The sequence below is a fragment of the Streptomyces sp. NBC_01264 genome, assembly GCF_026340675.1.
Taxonomy (GTDB): domain Bacteria; phylum Actinomycetota; class Actinomycetes; order Streptomycetales; family Streptomycetaceae; genus Streptomyces.
Map to the genome: position 1 here is coordinate 13514 of NZ_JAPEOX010000006.1, position 15676 is coordinate 29189.

Sequence of the window (15676 nt, forward strand, 5' to 3'; positions counted from 1 at the left end):
GTCCCTGATGGGTCTGGGTGGGTGGCTGTATCCGTGGTGTGTGAAATATGCGGATGGGGGCGGGCTGACTCCTGCGGGACGTCGGCGCCGGGAGACGGTTCGTATGCAGGCGGCTGAGCTGTTCGAGCAGAAGATCAATCCGTCGGAGGTCGCACGGCGGCTTCGGGTGAGCGTGAAGTCGGCTTATCAATGGCATCAGTTGTGGCGGGATGGTGGTGTTCAGGCTCTGGCCTCCCGCGGTCCGAGCGGTCCACGGTGCCGTCTGTCCCCGCGGTGTCTGGAGAAGCTGGCCGCGTATCTGGAGCAGGGCCCGGCCGCTCATGGCTGGGTGGAGGACCAGGTGTGGACCGCGTCGAGGGTGGCCACGCTGATCGGCCGGAAGTTCCACGTCACCTACAGCGTCTCGGGCGCTACCCGGTTGATGCACCGGCTCGGCTTCAGCCCGCAGGTCCCCGCCCGGCGGGTCGCCGAACGCGATGAGCAGGCCGTGAGTATGTGGCGGGAGGCGACCTGGCCGGAGGTAAAAGGGCGAGGGCGGCCTGCGGGGGCTACGTCTGCTTCGAAGACGAAGCCGGGTTCACCCGCAGGCCGCCCCGGGGGCGTACCTGGGGCCGGCGAGGAGTGACTCCGGTCGTCACCATCAGCGGCCGGCGGTCGGGACGGCTGTCGGTGGCCGGGCTGATCGCGATGCGGCCAGGCTCGAGGACCCGGCTGTGTCACCGCCTACGGACCCATCCCGCGGGCAAGGGAACACGTCGCAGCATGAGCGAGCGGGACTTCATCGCGCTCGTCGACGGAGTCCACCAGCTGGTCAGGGCACCGATCGTGCTGGTCTGGGACCGGCTGAACACCCACGTCTCCCGCAGGATGCGCGACTTCGTCGCCGAGCGTGAATGGCTGACCGTGTTCCTGTTGCCCGCCTACTCACCCGAACTCAACCCAGTCGAGTGGGTATGGGCCCACGTCAAACGCAGCCTCGCCAACCTCGCCGTCATGGCCCTCGACCGCCTCGAAGCCCTCGTCCGCAACCGCCTCAAACGCCTTCAATACCGGCCCCACACCCTCGACGGCTTCATAGCCGGCACCGGCCTGACCCTCGACGCACCACCCTCACCCTGAAAAGCCGAAGTCAGTAAGCGCACGGGACGTGGTGCTGTCGTAGCCGCGGTCGAGGTTGACGTTGACCGCCGTCGGCATTGCGCCGACCTGTGCCTTCGCCGCCTCCAGGGTGGGGCCCAGCAGGGGTGAGTCGTGCCGGTTCGCGCCGGCGGAGACGATTCCGATCGGGACACCGCAGGCGTCGGAGGCGACCGAGCGTTTCAGTCCTTGCTTGCCCCGGTCGACCGGGGAGCGTCCCGCCTTCTCACCGCCGGACGGGGCCTTGGTGATGCAGCCGTCCACCGAGATCTCGCCCAGCCCGAGACCGATCATCCGGTCGTGCGCCTCGAGAGCCAGTGCGTGGACCTTCTCGGATATCCCCAGTTCAGACCACTCCTTGACGCGGCGTCTGATGGTGCGGTCGGAGCATCCGGGGGTGGAGATGCGCTCGTAGCCTGAGCCGTGGACCAGCGCGAGCACGACGTGCTCGAAGACCGTCCGGTCAGCGATCCGGCGGCGGTGGCAGCCCAGCGGGTGGTCCGCAGCGAACTCTCGCCGGGCGGGCAGGAGGGCGGAGAACTGGTCCCAGAGGGGTTCGAGCAGGCAAGATGGCAGCGCGGGCACGGCCGTCCTTCGTGATCACTGAGCGTAGAGAACTCCATGATCACGTGGACCCGTGCCCGCACTGCATCCACCGCGCTCGATCACTCGACAGAGGCTGCCTATTGCCGGTCGGTCTTACAGACTCTGATCTTCCGGACAAGCCCTCGCCCCGCCCGGACACAAGAGCCGTTCAGGATGCGGACTCCCGCTTGTCAGCGCTGGAGGTGGACGATGTGTTCGCCGCCCCCGGGGTCCAGTGAAGTGCGGACGGTGCGGATGTAGCCGCGGGCGGTGGAGTAGGCGCCGGTGCCGCCGGTGATCGCGGCGTCGAAGTCGGTCGGAGGAGTGGTGTGGGGCGGCGCGAAGTGCTGGAAGCTGATCTCGCCGTCGCGCAGGCGGAAGCTGCCCTGGCACACCTCGGCGACGGTCGGTGTCACTTGAGTGCACACGGTCGCCTCCTTCCCGTATTCGACGTCGCCATCGCGGGCAAGGTTGGCAGTGACCAGGAGCCGGTTGCCGATGCCGTCCGACTGACTGCTCGGAATATGGGTGCTGCCCGTATTCGTCGCGTTCAGCGTGAACACTTCGGCACCCGGCTTCGCCTTGCCCGTCTGGCCTTCAGCCTCGTCCGCGAAGGCCGGCCCCGCGAGGGTGGCGGTGGACAGTACGAGCACGGCGGCGCCCCATGCAATGACAGAGAACATGATCCTCACCTGGTTCGGGCCGCTCTCGAGCGGCGATCAGCCCTCCACAGCCGCGACAGGGTCGGAACAGCACGTGGAGGCTCTACTGGTGTCGAGCTTCGCTGCGTTGGAGGCAGGGGGCGAACCGGGAGGGGCCATCGAGGCTCGAGTGCGGCGCCCTCCCGCGACTTCAGCGCTTCTTGAGGAACACCTGATATTCGCCCGGTCCGTCCAAGGAGGTGCGGATGATGTGGGCGTAGCCGGCGGCGGTGGAGTAGGCGCCGGTGCCACCGGTGATGGCGATGTCGAAGCCGGTGGGCGGGGCGGCGTGGGGCGGCTCGTAGTGTTGCCAGCTGATCTCTCCGTCACTCAGTCGCCAGGTCCCGTTGCACAGCTCGCCCCCCGCAAAGGGAGCGGGCCCGGTCATCTGGACGCACATGGTCGCCTCCTGCCCGGTAACGGCGTCGCGGTCGCTGGTGAGGTTGGCGGTGGTGAGGATCTGACTGCCGATCCCCTGGTCAGCCGAGCGTTCGATGCGGGTGCTCTTGACGAGTACCGAGGTCAGCGTGAACGTGGGTTCATGCTTCGGATTGCCCGCCCCGGCCGCGGCTTCGGCCGCGAGGGCCGGGCCGGCAAGGGCGGCCGTGGAGAGTACTAGCCCGGCGGCGGCGCCACGCGCAGCGACAGAAATCATGATCCTCACCTTGTTCACGCCCGGTTTCGGGCAGCCGATGCCCTCCAACGTTGTCCCGGTGGCGGGGTGGCGGTGAGGGCTCTCCGGCGATCCTCCCTACGACACCGGCCGACGGCGACCGGAGGGAGCCATCGGAGGGGCGTTGATGCCCCTATGGATGTCAAGGTGTGGGTGGAGCGGGTGTCGCGGGGCTGGTTGCCGTCGTGGTGGGGATGAGGAGTCGGTAGATCTCTCGTGCGACGTGGCGTTTGAGGCATCGGATGATCTCCCGCTTGGTTTTGCCTTCTGCTGTGCGTCGTTGCAGGGAGTGCTGGGTGTGTGGCTCCCAGCGGAGGCGGGAGAGGGCGGCGCGGTAGAGGGCGGCGTTGGCTTGGCGGTCGCCGCCGCGGTTGAGTCTGCGGCGTTGGGTCTTGCCGGAGGGCTGTTCGACGGGGCTGACTCCGCACAGGGCGGCGAAGGCGGCCTCGCTGGTGAGGCGCTCGGGGTTGTCTCCGGCGGCAATGAGCAGGGCGGCGGCACTGTCGGGTCCGATTCCGCGCACGTCGAGGAGGCCGGGACGGCTGGCGTTAACGGCCCGGGTTATCCGTTTGACCAGGTCGTCGATCTCCTCGGTCAGATGCTGGATGCGGCGGGCGAGCAGGCGCAGGGTGTGGCGGGCGGCGCCCGCAGGGCCGTGGTCGAGCGCGTCGTCGAGTCGGGCGCAGCGTTTGGATCAGGTGGGGGTTGGCCAGTCGGGCGAGGTCCTCGCGCAGCGCCGGGTCGGTGCAGATCAGAAGGCTATTGAGCTGGTTGATGGCCTGGGTTCGGGCTTTGACCGCGGATCCTTTCGCGATCTTGAACATGCGCAGGGTCTCGACCGGGCCGTTGCCTGTCTTCGCGGTTGCGGTGGCGCGTCCAGAGAGGACCGCGCGGGCGGCGGCCTCGGCGTCGACGGCGTCGGTCTTGCCGTGGCGGCGCCGGGCGGCCTTGTCGGGCTGGTTGACCTCGGTCACCTCGATGCCTTCGGCGTTCAGGTGACGGGCCAGCGCCTTGCCGTAGGAGCCGGTGCATTCCACCCCGGCCCGTCGGAGCGTGCCGGCCGAGCGGCCCCAGGCGGTGAGCTGGCGGTATCCCTCGGCCGTGGTCGGGAAGCTGCGGCGGTCCACGATGGCACCGAGGACGGTGATGACGGCCGCGGCGTGGAGGTCCTTGTGGGTGTCGACGCCGAGCACGATCTCTTCGGTGCGCTGGTGCGGGATGTGACACGGGACGGCGGGGTGCGGGATGCTGGGCAAGGCTGCTGGTCTCCTGATCGCCTCGGGAACGGTGGCCGTCGCCGGGCCGGGGGCGGCCAAGACTGTGACGGTGCCTGTCGCGAGGCCCCTATCGGGACACACCCCTCTGCCCGGCGGCAGCAGTACCACCCGAGCGATGGCCGACAGATCAACACCAAGGCACCATGGCCAGTCACGTTGCGGGTCAGACCACCGCCCGAAGCAGCACCTACATCCTCACAGTCACGTTGTCGGCGGCATGATCGTCTGAAGGTACGTCAGGGTGTGTCGAGGCTTTGCGTGGCCCGTTGCTCAGGCCATGGCGGACATGCCGGCGGACCCGGTGATGTGGTTCCAGATGGTGAAGCGGACGGTCATTTCGAAGCGGTGGCGCTTGGCGCTCATCAAGTGCCGGTGGGGCCAGAATTGGGTGAGATCCCGGTGAACGCGGACAGGAACCGCTGCGCGGAGCCGGGGCTGCGGAGGCCTTTCATTGCGCGTCCGCGCTGCCTTGTTGGCTGGTGGGAGTTCTCCGCCCGGTTGTTGATCCCCTTGTGCGCGCGGTGTTCTACCGAGGGCATCACCTCACGGTGCGCGGCCCCGTAGGAGGCGAGCTTGTCGGTGACGACCACACGCGGCACCGTCCCGGCGGCCTTCATCAGCCTGCGGAAGAAACGCCTGGCAGCAGCCTTGTCCCGCCGGTTCTGCACCAGGATGTCTAGGATGTTCCCGTCGGCATCGACCGCCCGCCAGAAGTACTTCTGCACCCCGTTGACCTTGATAAAGACCTCGTCGAGGTGCCACTTGTCGCCGGGCTCTGGGCGGCGCCGGCGCAGCGCGTTGGCGTAGGCCTGGCCGAACGTGCGGCACCAGCGGCGGACCGTCTCGTAGGAGACAATCGCGCCGCGCTCGAGCATCATCTCCTCCACCTCGCGGAAGGAGAGCGGGAAGCGGAAGTACAGCCACACGCAGACACGCAGTGGGAGATGATCTCGGCCGGGTAGCGGTGGTTCCTGTACGAGGGCACCACAGACGACACGAGCGGTTCCCCTCCCCGGACGGAGAACCCCAAGATCATCCCAGACCCCCACCGACAACGTGACAAGGCCCCATCGAGTAAGCAATCAAGCAGTTTCTACTCAATAGCTACGTCGCTTCCCCACCCTCAAGTCCTTATCAGATCACGACTCCACACTAAATGAGGGGAAGGCCATACCGAACCAACAGGGCCCCTCGGGCGCTGGTGTGATGAGTGAAGTCAGCACTCCAGCGACCAGGGGCCCTGCCACGTCACCTTCGGCCTGCCTGACCCCGCGCAGTCATCCCATCAGAGCCGGGATGACTAGGGTTCAGTCACGGCAGCTGTAGTTCTGGTTCAGGGCTGATCGTGGCGGTGGTGTCGTTGCTGGTGGCGGGTGGTCGCGACGGCTTGGTGGTGGCGCCGCCAGGCGATCCAGTGCAGGACGTGGTCACGGTCGCGGGCTGGTGGGGGTAGCACAAGGGCCCGGAGGAGACGGATGAGCTCGGGGCAGGTCAGCGGGACGAGTCCGGGCGGCGGCTCGGAGTCTTCGTGGACGGCTGCGGTGGTGAGGGCGAGGACGGCGGCGGCGATCAGGGAGAACAGTGACCAGCGCATCCAGGAGTTCCAGCAGGTCACCTGGCCCTGGTCGAGTCCGGTGAAGCCCTTGCCGAGCTGGAAGGCTTCCTCGATGCGCCACCTGCGGCAGATCACTTCCACCAGCGTGGCCAGCGAAACGTCGCCGGGCGCCCAGCAGCGGAAGAAGGACACCTCACCGGTGTAGCGGTGCCGCCGCGCGACCAACACACTCGTCCCGGCCCCGGCCCCGGCCCCGGCCCCGTTCTCGTTCTCGTTCTCGTTCTGGTCGGGAGTGTCGTCGGGGCGGACGTCGAGCCAGGCCCAGTCGTACTCCCGGGTGCCCTTGGTGCCATGCCCGGTCTGCCGGCGCATCCACTGCCCGGGCCGCACCCTGTTGACCAGTTTGCGGGCCTCCCGCCGGTGGCCGGCCCCGTCGGTGACCTGGTACGAAGCCGGGATACCGACCACGTAGCCGAGATCCAGCGCGCGTATGCCCCGGCGCAGTTCGCGTCCGCAGTACACCTCGTCGCCCGCGAACCAGCGGGCCTCGATCCCCGTGGCGAGTGCGTCGGTGACCATGGCCAGTGCCTGCTGCGGTTTCGTCGCGAAGGTGACGTGCTCCGGCACCCCGGCCATCTGGCGGCGTTCCTCGTCCGCGGCCCAGTCCGCCGGGAGGTACAGGGCCCGGTCAAGGATCATCTTCGTGGTCGAGGTGACCGCCGCCAGGTGGACCGCCACCTGGCACAGACCCACACCGCCGATCGCCCCCGAGTACTGCCTGCCGGCCCCCACGCAGTCCGTGGACGACTTCGCATCGCCCGTCTCGTCCACCACCAGCACCACTTCCTGCCCGGCGAGTTCACCGGCAAGCAGACCGGCGATCTCCCTGCGGGCCAGATCGTGATCGAACCGGGCCCGGGACAGCAGATGCTGCAACCGGTGCGGCCCCGGATGTCCCAACGCCTGCCCGAGAGTCCAGCAGTTCCGCGTGTCCACCTCGAGCAACAGCCCCGTGACCAGCTCCGCCGCCGTCGCCCGTGCCTCACGCCGCACGAAACAGCCCGCGACCACACTCATCGCCCTTCCGAAGGCCTCGCCCCACGCCTTCTCGGCTACCGTGGCCTCCACGGCCACCGCGTCTCGATACGTCGTCACAAACGTTCATGATCACGGTAGCCATACCCATGCCTGCACCCACCCCAGCAAGTCCCTGAACAGCGACAACGACGGAACTACAGCTGCCGTGTCAGTGCTCAGGTGTCGGAACTTCGAGGTCACTCAAATCTCCACCCACACCGGCTCAGCCCGCCCATACAGGCGAAATGCCCCGGACGTGTCCTTTGTAGCATCCTTTAATTGCAGGATGCGGTGACGGTGGCCGTGCCGTTCGCGGGGCGGCCGGGAAGCTTGACCCAGCTGGACGTGGCGGCGAGTTCGGTGCATTCGTTGAACCGACCCTGCTTCACGGCCGCCGACATCAGGCGGCGGGCTTCGGCGAGAGCTGCCTGGGGGTTTCCGGCCGACCCGGTGAAGGTCTGTATCCCTACGCTGAGCTCGCCGATCCAGCCGTTGGTCACGCTGGCAACGACCCGTGCGGCAGAGGGATCCTGCGTGCTGCCGTAGCGCACTTCAGTACGGGGGACGCTCAGGTCGGGGGCGAAGACAGCGCTCCTCCAGTTGCGCACAGTGGGGCGTGCGACGTCACCGCCGAATATGAACGAGCCGGCCCTGGACTGCGTGTCCGGGTTGTAGAGGAAGTAGACGCCGCCAGGTTCCACCTGCGGGTCCTCGGAGACCTTGAGCATGTGGGTGATTCCGCCGAGCGTGTGTACCAGGGTCCATTCCAGGTTGACGAGCTCTGTTCCCTGGAGGGTGCTGGCGTACGAGGCAGACGCGGAGGAAGGAGCAGGAGCAGCGAAAGCAGCAGAAGCGCCTCCGCCTGCAATCACTGCAGCGGCTGCCACGGCTGTGATGGCACGATTCCTGAGTTTCATTTCATTCTCTCGGTGTGTGAGACGGGTACTTTTACTTCGCTGATGCCGTCGACCGGGCCGGAACGGAGCGTTCCTGACGGCCGCACGGCCGCCGGTCAGGAGTTCCTGGTGTGCAGGAGTGAGGTTCCCCCGGGATGCGGAGAGTGTTGACATCGGGTCAGATGGGACTCATGAGAGGACCAGTGGCCATGGCTGCACCCCGGAAATACTCGCTCGAGTTGCGTGAGCGTGCGGTACGGATGTATCGCACCGCGGAGCCGAAGCCCCAGATCAAGAAGCTGGCTGTCGACTTCGGCGTGCATCCCGAGGCCCTGCGCGGGTGGATCCGCCAGGCGGAGGCGGATGCCGGCGAACGCGATGACCGGCTCACCACCGACGAACGCGCCGAGCTCGCGGCCCTGCGCAAGGAGAATGTCCAGCTCAAGCGGGCCAACGACGTACTGCGGACGGCCTCGGCGTTTTTCGCGGCGCAACTCGACCCGACCCGGCCCAGGTGACGGCGCTCGTTGACGAGCACCCGTGCCTGGGAGTCGAGTGCGTACTTCGGGAACTGCACATCCCCTCCTCCACCTACTACCGCTGGCGCCGTGCAGAGGCCGAGCCGTGCGAGCGAAGGCGCCGTGACGTCGAGCTGACCGAGCGGATCAAAGAGATCCACGCGGATTCCGGCGGCAACTACGGCTCGCCGCGGGTACACGCCGTCCTCAAGCGTGAGGGTGTCCACGTGGGCCGCAAGCGGGTCGAGCGCCTGATGCGCGAGGCCGACATCGCGGGGGTCAGCCCACGGCGCAAGGGCTTCACGCGCCGGGACCCGAAGGCCACCCTGGCCCCGGACCTGGTCAACAGGGACTTCACCGCACCGGCTCCGAACCGGTTGTGGGTCACCGACCTCACCATGATCTCCACCGGTGAGGGGCCTCTGTGGCTCTCGGCGATCCGCGACGCCTTCTCCCGCCGGGTGGTCGCCTGGGAGACTTCCGCCCGCGCGGACGCCGACCTGGTGCTGACCACCCTGGAGTACGCCCTCGCGTCCCGCGAGGTCGAGCCCGGCCAGCTGATTCATCACGCGGACCACGGCTGTCAATACACGTCTATCAAGCTCACAACCCGGCTAATGAGAGCTGGAGTTGAAGCGTCCATGGGCTCGATCGGCGACTCATACGATAACGCTCTCGCGGAGAACCTCTGGATGCTCATCAAAACCGAGGGCCTCCGTGGCCGGACCTTCACCACCCGGGCTGAGGCGAACCTCGCGCTCTTCGAGTACATCGATGGCTTCTACAACTCCCGTCGCATCCAGGAACGGCTCGGCTTCCTCAGCCCGATCGAGTACGAAGAGAAGCACTACGCCAACCAGGCGACGGCCGAACCAGCGAACCTGAACACCCGTCAACCCCTCCTGACCAGCTAATCAGCAACTCCCGAACAACGGGGGAACCTCAGAGCTTGGTGACCGAGCCGACGAACGTGGCGTTCCACGGGTCGTCGGAGTCGCCATGCATCACCTGGAAGAGGCGCATCCCGGATGGCACGGCGAAACGGACATCCTGCCAGTCCTGAACGCTCATCGACCCGTCCTGCATCGGCACGATGCGCCTGGTGAGGATGTCGAACACGAAGAACTCGCCGCCCTCGCACGCCTGCGGCGCGCCGGAGAGCGAATAGGAGGCAAACGCGTTCTTCTTCGGGGCATCCGTGCGGTAGTCGGCACGGATATTGGTCAGGGCGTAACCATCACCGGTCACCGATACGTTTCTCGACTGAACAGCACACTGCTGCGGACCTTCGGAGTCCGCCAGCGCTGCCGTGGCGGTACCCATGCCGATCGCTCCGGCGGCCACAGCCGCAATCGCTGCACCGGTGATTAACTTGCGAACTCTGAGCACGGTCAACCTCTCTTAGAAGTCGGGGGTCTTGCGGGACACGGGGGTGTGTCCTGCCATCCCGAAAACCATATGCCGACAACTGGCTTGGTAAATCCCCCAGTTGGACTCTCACACTGCGAAACCTGTGCATGGAAACAAGCCACCCCGGCAAGCCCGGGGAGGAACCACGGCGTCTCCACACCACAGCCGCGACACCTTCGGCAGACGCCCCTGAACGCTCCGCGCCGGGTCGCGCAGCCATCGCAGACGACACTGCCGAAGCAGGAGCCAGACACACGAGATGGCGAAGACAAGCCACAAGAAGGGCCTAGTGCTTGATCTCTAAGAAGTCATCTCATTTGGGCTTCGCGGTAGGCTGTCGGCCATGGTGGGGATCGTTGAACGGCTGGTGCCGGACGAGTTGTGGGAGCTGTTCCAGCGGGTGGTGCCGCAGGCGCCGTCGCGGCCGCAGGGCGGTGGTCGGCGCCGGCACGGCGACCGGGAGGTGCTTGCCGCGATCGTGTTCGTGGCGACGTCGGGTTGTACCTGGCAGCAGGTGCCTTCGGCATCGTTCGGGCCGTCGGGGGCGACAGCTCACCGGCGGTTCACCGAGTGGAGCAAAGCGCGGGTGTGGGCCAAGCTCCACCGCCTGGTCCTCGACGAACTGGGCGCCCGCGGCGAGTTGGACTGGTCTCGCTGCGCGATCGACTCCGTGAACATGCGGGCCCTGAAAAAGGGGACCTGACAGGTCCGAATCCTGTCGACTGGGGCAAGTTCGGGTCGAAGATCCACTTGATCACCGAGCGGACCGGTCTGCCCCTGTCCGTCGGCATCTCGGGCGCCAACCTGCACGATAGCCAGGCCCTTGAGCCCCTTGTCCGTGGCATACCGCCCATCCGCTCACGCCGCGGACGCCGACGGCGCCGACCCGGCAAGCTCCACGCGGACAAGGCCTACGACTACGCCCACCTGCGGCGATGGTTACGTGAACGCGGAATCAGGCACCGCATTGCCCGCCGAGGCGTTGAATCCTCGCAGCGGCTGGGCCGCCACCGCTGGACCGTCGAGCGCACCATGGCCTGGCTCTCCGGCTGCCGCCGCCTACACCGCCGCTACGAACGCAAAGCCGAGCATTTCCTTGCCTTCGCCAGCATCGCCTGCACTCTCATCTGCTACCGCCGGCTCACCAAATGAGATGACGTCTCAGCTTGAGTTTTATCCTGTTCGGCGGGGTTTGGTGCCGACCTTGTGGTGGGCGGGTCGCTGGTAGGGCTGGCCTGTGACGAGGACTCTTCCCACGTTGTGGCGTGCTGCGGGGTGCCGGTTCTTCGATCCGGGTGGCCGTCCGGGGCCGGGGCGGGCGGGTTTGGGTGCACCGGCTGGTGAACCAGTGGCGGTTCGGATGTTCCTGAACCCGCGTCGGACCCGGGCGGGGGTGAGTCGTTCGGGTGGGGTCGGCTTCTCCCAGGGATGCCGGAGGTCCTGTGCGAGCGGCCGGGCGAGATTGAGCTGGGTGTGGGCGGCAGCCAGGAGCCATGTCCACCGGTCTGCGGCCTCGGGGCTGCGGAGCTTGGGGCGGGTCCAGCCCAGGGTCTGCTTCCAGAAGCGGAATGTGTGCTCGACGTCGAACCTTCGCAGGAAGGCCTGCCAGCAGCGGTCGACGTCAGCCGCGGTGGCGCCGGTCCTGGACCACCACAGCCACACCGGCTTCGGGTCTCCGCCCGAGGGCAGGTGCCCGACCTTCAGGCGGATGACGGTGCCCTCGATGACGGGCAGCTCGGCAGAATGGTCGATCCAGGCCGCCCGGCGGGTCAGCCGAGGATGGAGCCGGTCCCACGCTTGCGCGGTCGCTTTCCCGTAGCGGCGGGTGTCGGTGACGGTGACCGCCTGCTCGCCGCCCCAGGTGTCCGGCCGGCCGAAGACGAACTCGCCTCCGTGCCTGGGCGGGCGTCCGCCGGCGGGGTGGTCCCGGTGGAATTCCTCGCGGGAGGGCGCCGGCCGGCGCATCACCCGGTCCGATCGCGTCCGGCCCAGGATCTCGAGGGGCAGGTCGGCCAGCAGGTGGGCCAGGCGCGGAGCGTCATAGCCCGCGTCGACCACGATCATGATGTCGGGATCGCCCTCCCGCCACTGGCCCGCTTCGACGAGGCGATCGACGACCTCTCTGATCTGGGCGGTGGTAACCGCGGCGACGTCGGCGCCCGGCTCGATCCGGATCGCGTCCAGCACGGCGGTCCACGAGGTCCGGCCCGTCTCCAGAGCGGCCACGATCTGGTAGGGCCAGCCCGGGATCATCAGATGCTTGTTGTCGCCGTACCCGTAGGTATGGCAAAAGCACCGCTCAGGGGCGGTGTCCGCATCCGGCCGCAACCACGGCGAGACATCGACGGCCAGGACCAGACGGCCGTCGGCCGCCTTCGGCAGCGGGACAGAGACCAGGGCCCTCCGTAGCCGGCCCACATCCAGTCGCCCATGATTCAGCCCGGCATACAGGGCTCCATGGCCACGCCGGTGCTCCGGCGCAAGTGCCAGACCGACCAGCGTCTTCACCGGACCGTCCGCACACAGCACCGCGTCGGTCAACTCGAACAGTGCGTCGCCACGGGCCGTCATCGACGCGTACAACTCCGTCCGGAAGCGTGACAACACCCCGAACGGCTCCCGCTGGACATCGTGATACAGCAGACTCACCCCTACGGCCTTCGGCTGATTTCGTGCCTCTGTGACGGAGCACAGGATCAGACGAAGGCCGCCCTGCCGTACGGGAGTTACCACCACGAGTGGTCGAGTTCGAAGAACGATTCGACCCTCGAGGATAAAACTCAAGCTAAGAGCTTGTAAAACGATCATGATTCGGGCTTGTTTGAGGCGTCGCCAGCAGATGAGGCTGAAAGTCAGGGAGGCGAATGCGGCGTGGAGTTCGGTGCGGCGTTCCCAGCGGCAGGGCGGCTGCAGGTTCCGGGGTGGTGGGGATTGGGGTCATGTCCCCTGGAGTGGTGTACTGATCTTTATGGCTTTGCTTGACCATCTGTCGGTTCGGGCATACGGGCGGCATGGGGACTTGAAATGCCGTGCGTTCGGGGCTGGTTGAGCGGGAGGCGCGGCGGATGCGGGCCGCCGGTCTGTTCGAACAGGGTGTGAGGCAGGTGGAGGTCGCCCGGTTGCTGGGGGGTGTCCCGAAAGACGGTCGGCCAGCGGCATACGGCGTGGCGGGAGGGCGGTCCTGAGGCGCTGGTGGCGCGGTCGGGCCGAACTCACTTCCATCTGACGGAGTAGCAGGAGCATGAGTTGCTGTGCCTGCTGCGGCTGGGGGCGTCGGCGCATGGCTGGGAGGGCCAGGGCTGGACGCTGTCGCGGATCGCGTGGGTGATCGAGGAGAGGTTCGGGGTGCGGTTCTCGGTGCCGGGTGTGTGGTACCTCATGGACCGTCTGGGCTGGTCGTGGCAGGTGCCGAAGACGCAGGCCCTCCAGAGGGACGAGGAGGCGATCGCCGCATGGCGCACGAGGACGTGGCCGGCGGTATCCCATCCGCGCAGGCCGTGACCGAGGGACGCTGGATCGTCTTCGAGGACGAGTCAGGGGCGGCGCTCATCGGGGTCGTGCGGCGTACCTGGGGGCAGCGGGGCGTCACCCCGGTGATCAAGTTGAACGGGTCGCGCGGGGACCGGGAGAACATAGTGGCGTGCGTGGCCTGCCGGCCCGGATCCGAACCGCGGCTGTTCGTGTGGCACAAGAGCGGCGAGGGTACATCAGGAAGCACTTCCCGCTCCTGCTGACCATGCTGCACGCCCGCCTCGGCGAGCCCGTCACACTCGTATGGGACAACTACTCCAGCCACACCAGCGCCGAGGTACGTGAGTGGGCTGCGGGGCAGGAGCGCTGGCCCAGGATTGTCCAGTTGCCCCCCTACGCGCCCGAGTTGAATCCCGTGGAACACATGTGGAAGATCGTCAAGGACCTCCTCGCGAACCGCGCATTCCGTTCGATCCGGGAGCTGGCAGACGCCGCCGACGCCGCGCTCAGCTACGGCAGCTGTAGATAGCAGCTGGCGTGGTTTCTGATCATGGTGTGGTGTCGGAGTGGGCGTGCCATCGCCGGTGGCAGAGGCGGGCTAAGGGCTGTCCCGTAATGATCAAGGGAAAGTGCGGCTCCGCCCTCTGGCTAGTTGACACCTGGGGCTCCGGGAGCGGTTGAATGCAGTGGTGACGGACTGGACGCAGGTGGTGGACGCCCACGGGGAGACTGAGCGAGTGCCGGTGCTTCTCGATTTGGTCGAGCGGGAGGAAGTTCCCGAGGCATGGGAGGAGCTTTGGGATCGTCTATGCCTACACGGTGAGACTGTCTCGCCGGCGAGCTTTGCCGCTCTGTCCCGGTTGGCTGGCCTGGCCCCCGCAACTGCGCAGGCTCTTGAACTGGCGGGCGCCATCGCGCGCGGCACTTTGCAGCATCCTGACGGGGAAGTCCTGCTCGCGGGCCGTCCAGAGGTGCTCAGCCGGCTGCGCGACCTGGCGGACCAGCGACTGCGGAGCCGCCCTGCCGAGTACCACCGGGTCTTCGGTGATCTGCTCGCGCTCGCGGGGCAGTACCACTGGAGTGCCGCCCTGGAGAACTTCGCCGACGACTTCTACACGGTGTCCTGTCCGCACTGCGTGGCGGAGGTGACCATCGCGATCGGGGACTACGGCTTCTACTCGGCCATCCGCGACTGGGATCGCGGCGACGTCGAGCGGCGGGAGCTGCTGCCGGCCAAAGTGGAGGGGCTTCCTGACCCCGGCCGCTGGATGCACGCCACTGCGGTCCGCGACGGGCAACAGCGCATCGCGGAGGGCATCAGGCACCTCTTCGGCCGTGCTGAGTGCCCGACTTGCGCCAGTGTGTTCAGCGTCGCGGACGCCTACACGAGCGCGAACCTTCCCCCAGCGCTGGAAACTTCCTGAGCTGGGGAAAGGCGTGATCTTCGCCTGCCATGATCTTGGTATGGCTGGTGTGATCATGGCTTCGGAGCCTTCGCGGATAGTCCCGTTCACCGGGCTGAGCCCGCAGCTCTTCTGCAAGCTGATCACCGTCCTTCGCCGTGAGGGCGCGGACGAGGTAAGCCGGGGGCGCCCGTGGTCACTGTCGCTTGAGGATCGGGTCCTGCTGTGGCCGTCTACTGGCGAACCAACCTGACGCTGCGGCAGATCGCGCCCCTGTTCGGCATCTCGAAGTCCGCGGCGGACCGGATAGTCACCAGCACGGCACCGTTGCTCGCGCTCAAGCAGCGGCAGCGGTTCCGCAAGGGCACCGTGCTCATCGTGGACGGCACTCTCGTGCCCACCCGCGATCACACGATCGCGGAGCAGTCGAAGAACTATCGATACTCCACGAACCACCAGGTGTTCATCGACGCAGACAGCCGCCAGGTCGTTCTCGTGGGTCGTCCGATGCCTGGCAACCGCAACGACTGCAAGGCCTGGTCCGAGTCCGGCAAAAGCCGCCGTCGGTAGGACTGCAACGATTGCCGACGGCGGCTATCCGGGAACCGGGCTGATCATTCCCCATCGCCGTCCTGCTGGCGGCGACCTGTGCGACTGGAAGCGTGAGCACAACCGCTCCCACAAGCAGGTCCGAGCCCGCGTCGAGCACGTCTTCGCGCGCATGAAGACCTGGAAGATCCTGCGCGACTGCCGCCTCAAAGGCGACGGAGTCCACCACGCCATGCTCGGCATCGCCCGCCTGCACAACCTCCTCCGGGCCGAGCAACAGGCTCAGTCCCATCTCTGCGAAGCAGCCGACCATGCTCCAGAGATCAATTGCGGGACAAACCTTAGGGCAGTCCATTCCTGGCGTGTGCCATGAAATCGTAGGGAGCAGGATCTTCCCCCGGTGCTATATGTGATCGTCGACTGG

Annotated in this window: 13 protein-coding genes and 4 pseudogenes; 8 read left to right on the forward strand and 9 right to left on the reverse strand. The window is 67.1% G+C overall.

Translation table 11 applies throughout. From position 1 onward, the window contains the following. Positions 1-40: 40 nt before the first annotated feature. Positions 41-1119 (forward strand): IS630 family transposase gene (locus OG435_RS50880; RefSeq protein WP_430625547.1). Its coding sequence is split into 2 segments (ribosomal slippage): positions 41-542 and positions 542-1119, totalling 1080 coding nucleotides; the frame shifts between segments, so codons are not numbered across the junction. On the opposite strand, the pseudogene OG435_RS47935 reads toward OG435_RS50880, so the two are convergent. The 7 genes and pseudogenes from OG435_RS47935 to OG435_RS47965 form a co-directional block, all read right to left on the reverse strand. Next, positions 1114-1722, reverse strand: a pseudogene (locus tag OG435_RS47935) (transposase); the annotation flags it as partial. The gene OG435_RS50880 and the pseudogene OG435_RS47935 overlap by 6 nt on opposite strands. A 191-nt stretch (positions 1723-1913) precedes the next feature. Next, a complete protein-coding gene (locus OG435_RS47940; RefSeq protein WP_266888036.1) occupies positions 1914-2405 on the reverse strand; it encodes a hypothetical protein in 492 nt (163 codons plus the stop codon). 169 nt (positions 2406-2574) lie between these two features. Beyond that, positions 2575-3078, reverse strand: coding sequence for a hypothetical protein (locus tag OG435_RS47945; RefSeq protein ID WP_266888039.1), 504 nt, complete (start codon positions 3076-3078; stop codon positions 2575-2577). A gap of 160 nt (positions 3079-3238) precedes the next feature. Then, positions 3239-4352, reverse strand: a pseudogene (locus OG435_RS50885) (IS110 family transposase). Between the two features lie 413 nt (positions 4353-4765). Then, positions 4766-5409, reverse strand: a pseudogene (locus OG435_RS47955) (IS6 family transposase); the annotation flags it as partial. A 297-nt stretch (positions 5410-5706) separates the two neighbouring features. Next, entirely contained in the window at positions 5707-7083 is a 1377-nt protein-coding gene (locus OG435_RS47960; protein WP_266887788.1) for an IS701 family transposase, read from the reverse strand. A 197-nt stretch (positions 7084-7280) separates the two neighbouring features. Then, positions 7281-7733 (reverse strand): hypothetical protein, encoded by a 453-nt coding sequence (locus tag OG435_RS47965; RefSeq protein WP_266888041.1) that lies wholly within the window; start codon positions 7731-7733, stop codon positions 7281-7283. A gap of 377 nt (positions 7734-8110) precedes the next feature. Between OG435_RS47965 and OG435_RS47970 the strand changes: the two genes are divergently transcribed. Next, positions 8111-8419, forward strand: coding sequence for a transposase (locus tag OG435_RS47970; RefSeq protein ID WP_266874686.1), 309 nt, complete (start codon positions 8111-8113; stop codon positions 8417-8419). Then, positions 8416-9333 carry an IS3 family transposase gene (locus OG435_RS47975; RefSeq protein WP_266874687.1) on the forward strand — a complete coding sequence of 306 codons (918 nt, stop codon included), beginning with the start codon at positions 8416-8418 and terminating at the stop codon, positions 9331-9333. Before OG435_RS47970 ends, OG435_RS47975 begins: the two co-directional genes overlap by 4 nt. Positions 9334-9361: 28 nt before the next feature. Here OG435_RS47975 and OG435_RS47980 read toward each other — a convergent pair whose 3' ends face one another. Then, positions 9362-9808 carry a hypothetical protein gene (locus tag OG435_RS47980; RefSeq protein WP_266888044.1) on the reverse strand — a complete coding sequence of 149 codons (447 nt, stop codon included), beginning with the start codon at positions 9806-9808 and terminating at the stop codon, positions 9362-9364. Between the two features lie 364 nt (positions 9809-10172). Between OG435_RS47980 and OG435_RS47985 the strand changes: the two genes are divergently transcribed. Further along, positions 10173-10981, forward strand: a protein-coding gene (locus OG435_RS47985; RefSeq protein ID WP_430625872.1) for an IS5 family transposase whose coding sequence is annotated in 2 segments (ribosomal slippage) — positions 10173-10521 and positions 10521-10981 — 810 coding nt in all. Because the reading frame shifts where the segments join, the coding sequence is not laid out codon by codon here. A 21-nt stretch (positions 10982-11002) separates the two neighbouring features. On the opposite strand, the gene OG435_RS47990 is transcribed toward OG435_RS47985, so the two are convergent. Then, positions 11003-12478, reverse strand: coding sequence for an NF041680 family putative transposase (locus OG435_RS47990; RefSeq protein WP_323188038.1), 1476 nt, complete (start codon positions 12476-12478; stop codon positions 11003-11005). A gap of 597 nt (positions 12479-13075) precedes the next feature. On the opposite strand from OG435_RS47990, the gene OG435_RS47995 reads away from it, so the two are divergent. The 4 genes and pseudogenes from OG435_RS47995 to OG435_RS48010 all read left to right on the forward strand — a co-directional run. Continuing rightward, the gene (locus tag OG435_RS47995; protein ID WP_266888048.1) at positions 13076-13330 is read left to right on the forward strand and encodes a helix-turn-helix domain-containing protein; all 255 of its coding nucleotides are present in this window, start codon (positions 13076-13078) and stop codon (positions 13328-13330) included. 67 nt (positions 13331-13397) lie between these two features. Further along, positions 13398-13829 (forward strand): transposase, encoded by a 432-nt coding sequence (locus OG435_RS48000; protein WP_266888194.1) that lies wholly within the window; start codon positions 13398-13400, stop codon positions 13827-13829. A 160-nt stretch (positions 13830-13989) separates the two neighbouring features. Beyond that, positions 13990-14724 carry a hypothetical protein gene (locus tag OG435_RS48005; protein ID WP_266888051.1) on the forward strand — a complete coding sequence of 245 codons (735 nt, stop codon included), beginning with the start codon at positions 13990-13992 and terminating at the stop codon, positions 14722-14724. A gap of 40 nt (positions 14725-14764) precedes the next feature. Then, a pseudogene (locus OG435_RS48010) lies at positions 14765-15523 on the forward strand (transposase); the annotation flags it as partial. Between the last annotated feature and the right edge of the window lie 153 nt (positions 15524-15676).

What these genes read in the sequence shown, in the direction of transcription:
- OG435_RS47940 (WP_266888036.1), bottom strand. Translation starts at nt 2,405, where the DNA reads ATGTTCTCTGTCATTGCATGGGGCGCCGCCGTGCTCGTACTGTCCACC.
- OG435_RS47945 (WP_266888039.1), bottom strand. Translation starts at nt 3,078, where the DNA reads ATGATTTCTGTCGCTGCGCGTGGCGCCGCCGCCGGGCTAGTACTCTCC.
- OG435_RS47965 (WP_266888041.1), bottom strand. Translation starts at nt 7,733, where the DNA reads ATGCTCAAGGTCTCCGAGGACCCGCAGGTGGAACCTGGCGGCGTCTAC.
- OG435_RS47970 (WP_266874686.1), top strand. Translation starts at nt 8,111, where the DNA reads ATGGCTGCACCCCGGAAATACTCGCTCGAGTTGCGTGAGCGTGCGGTA.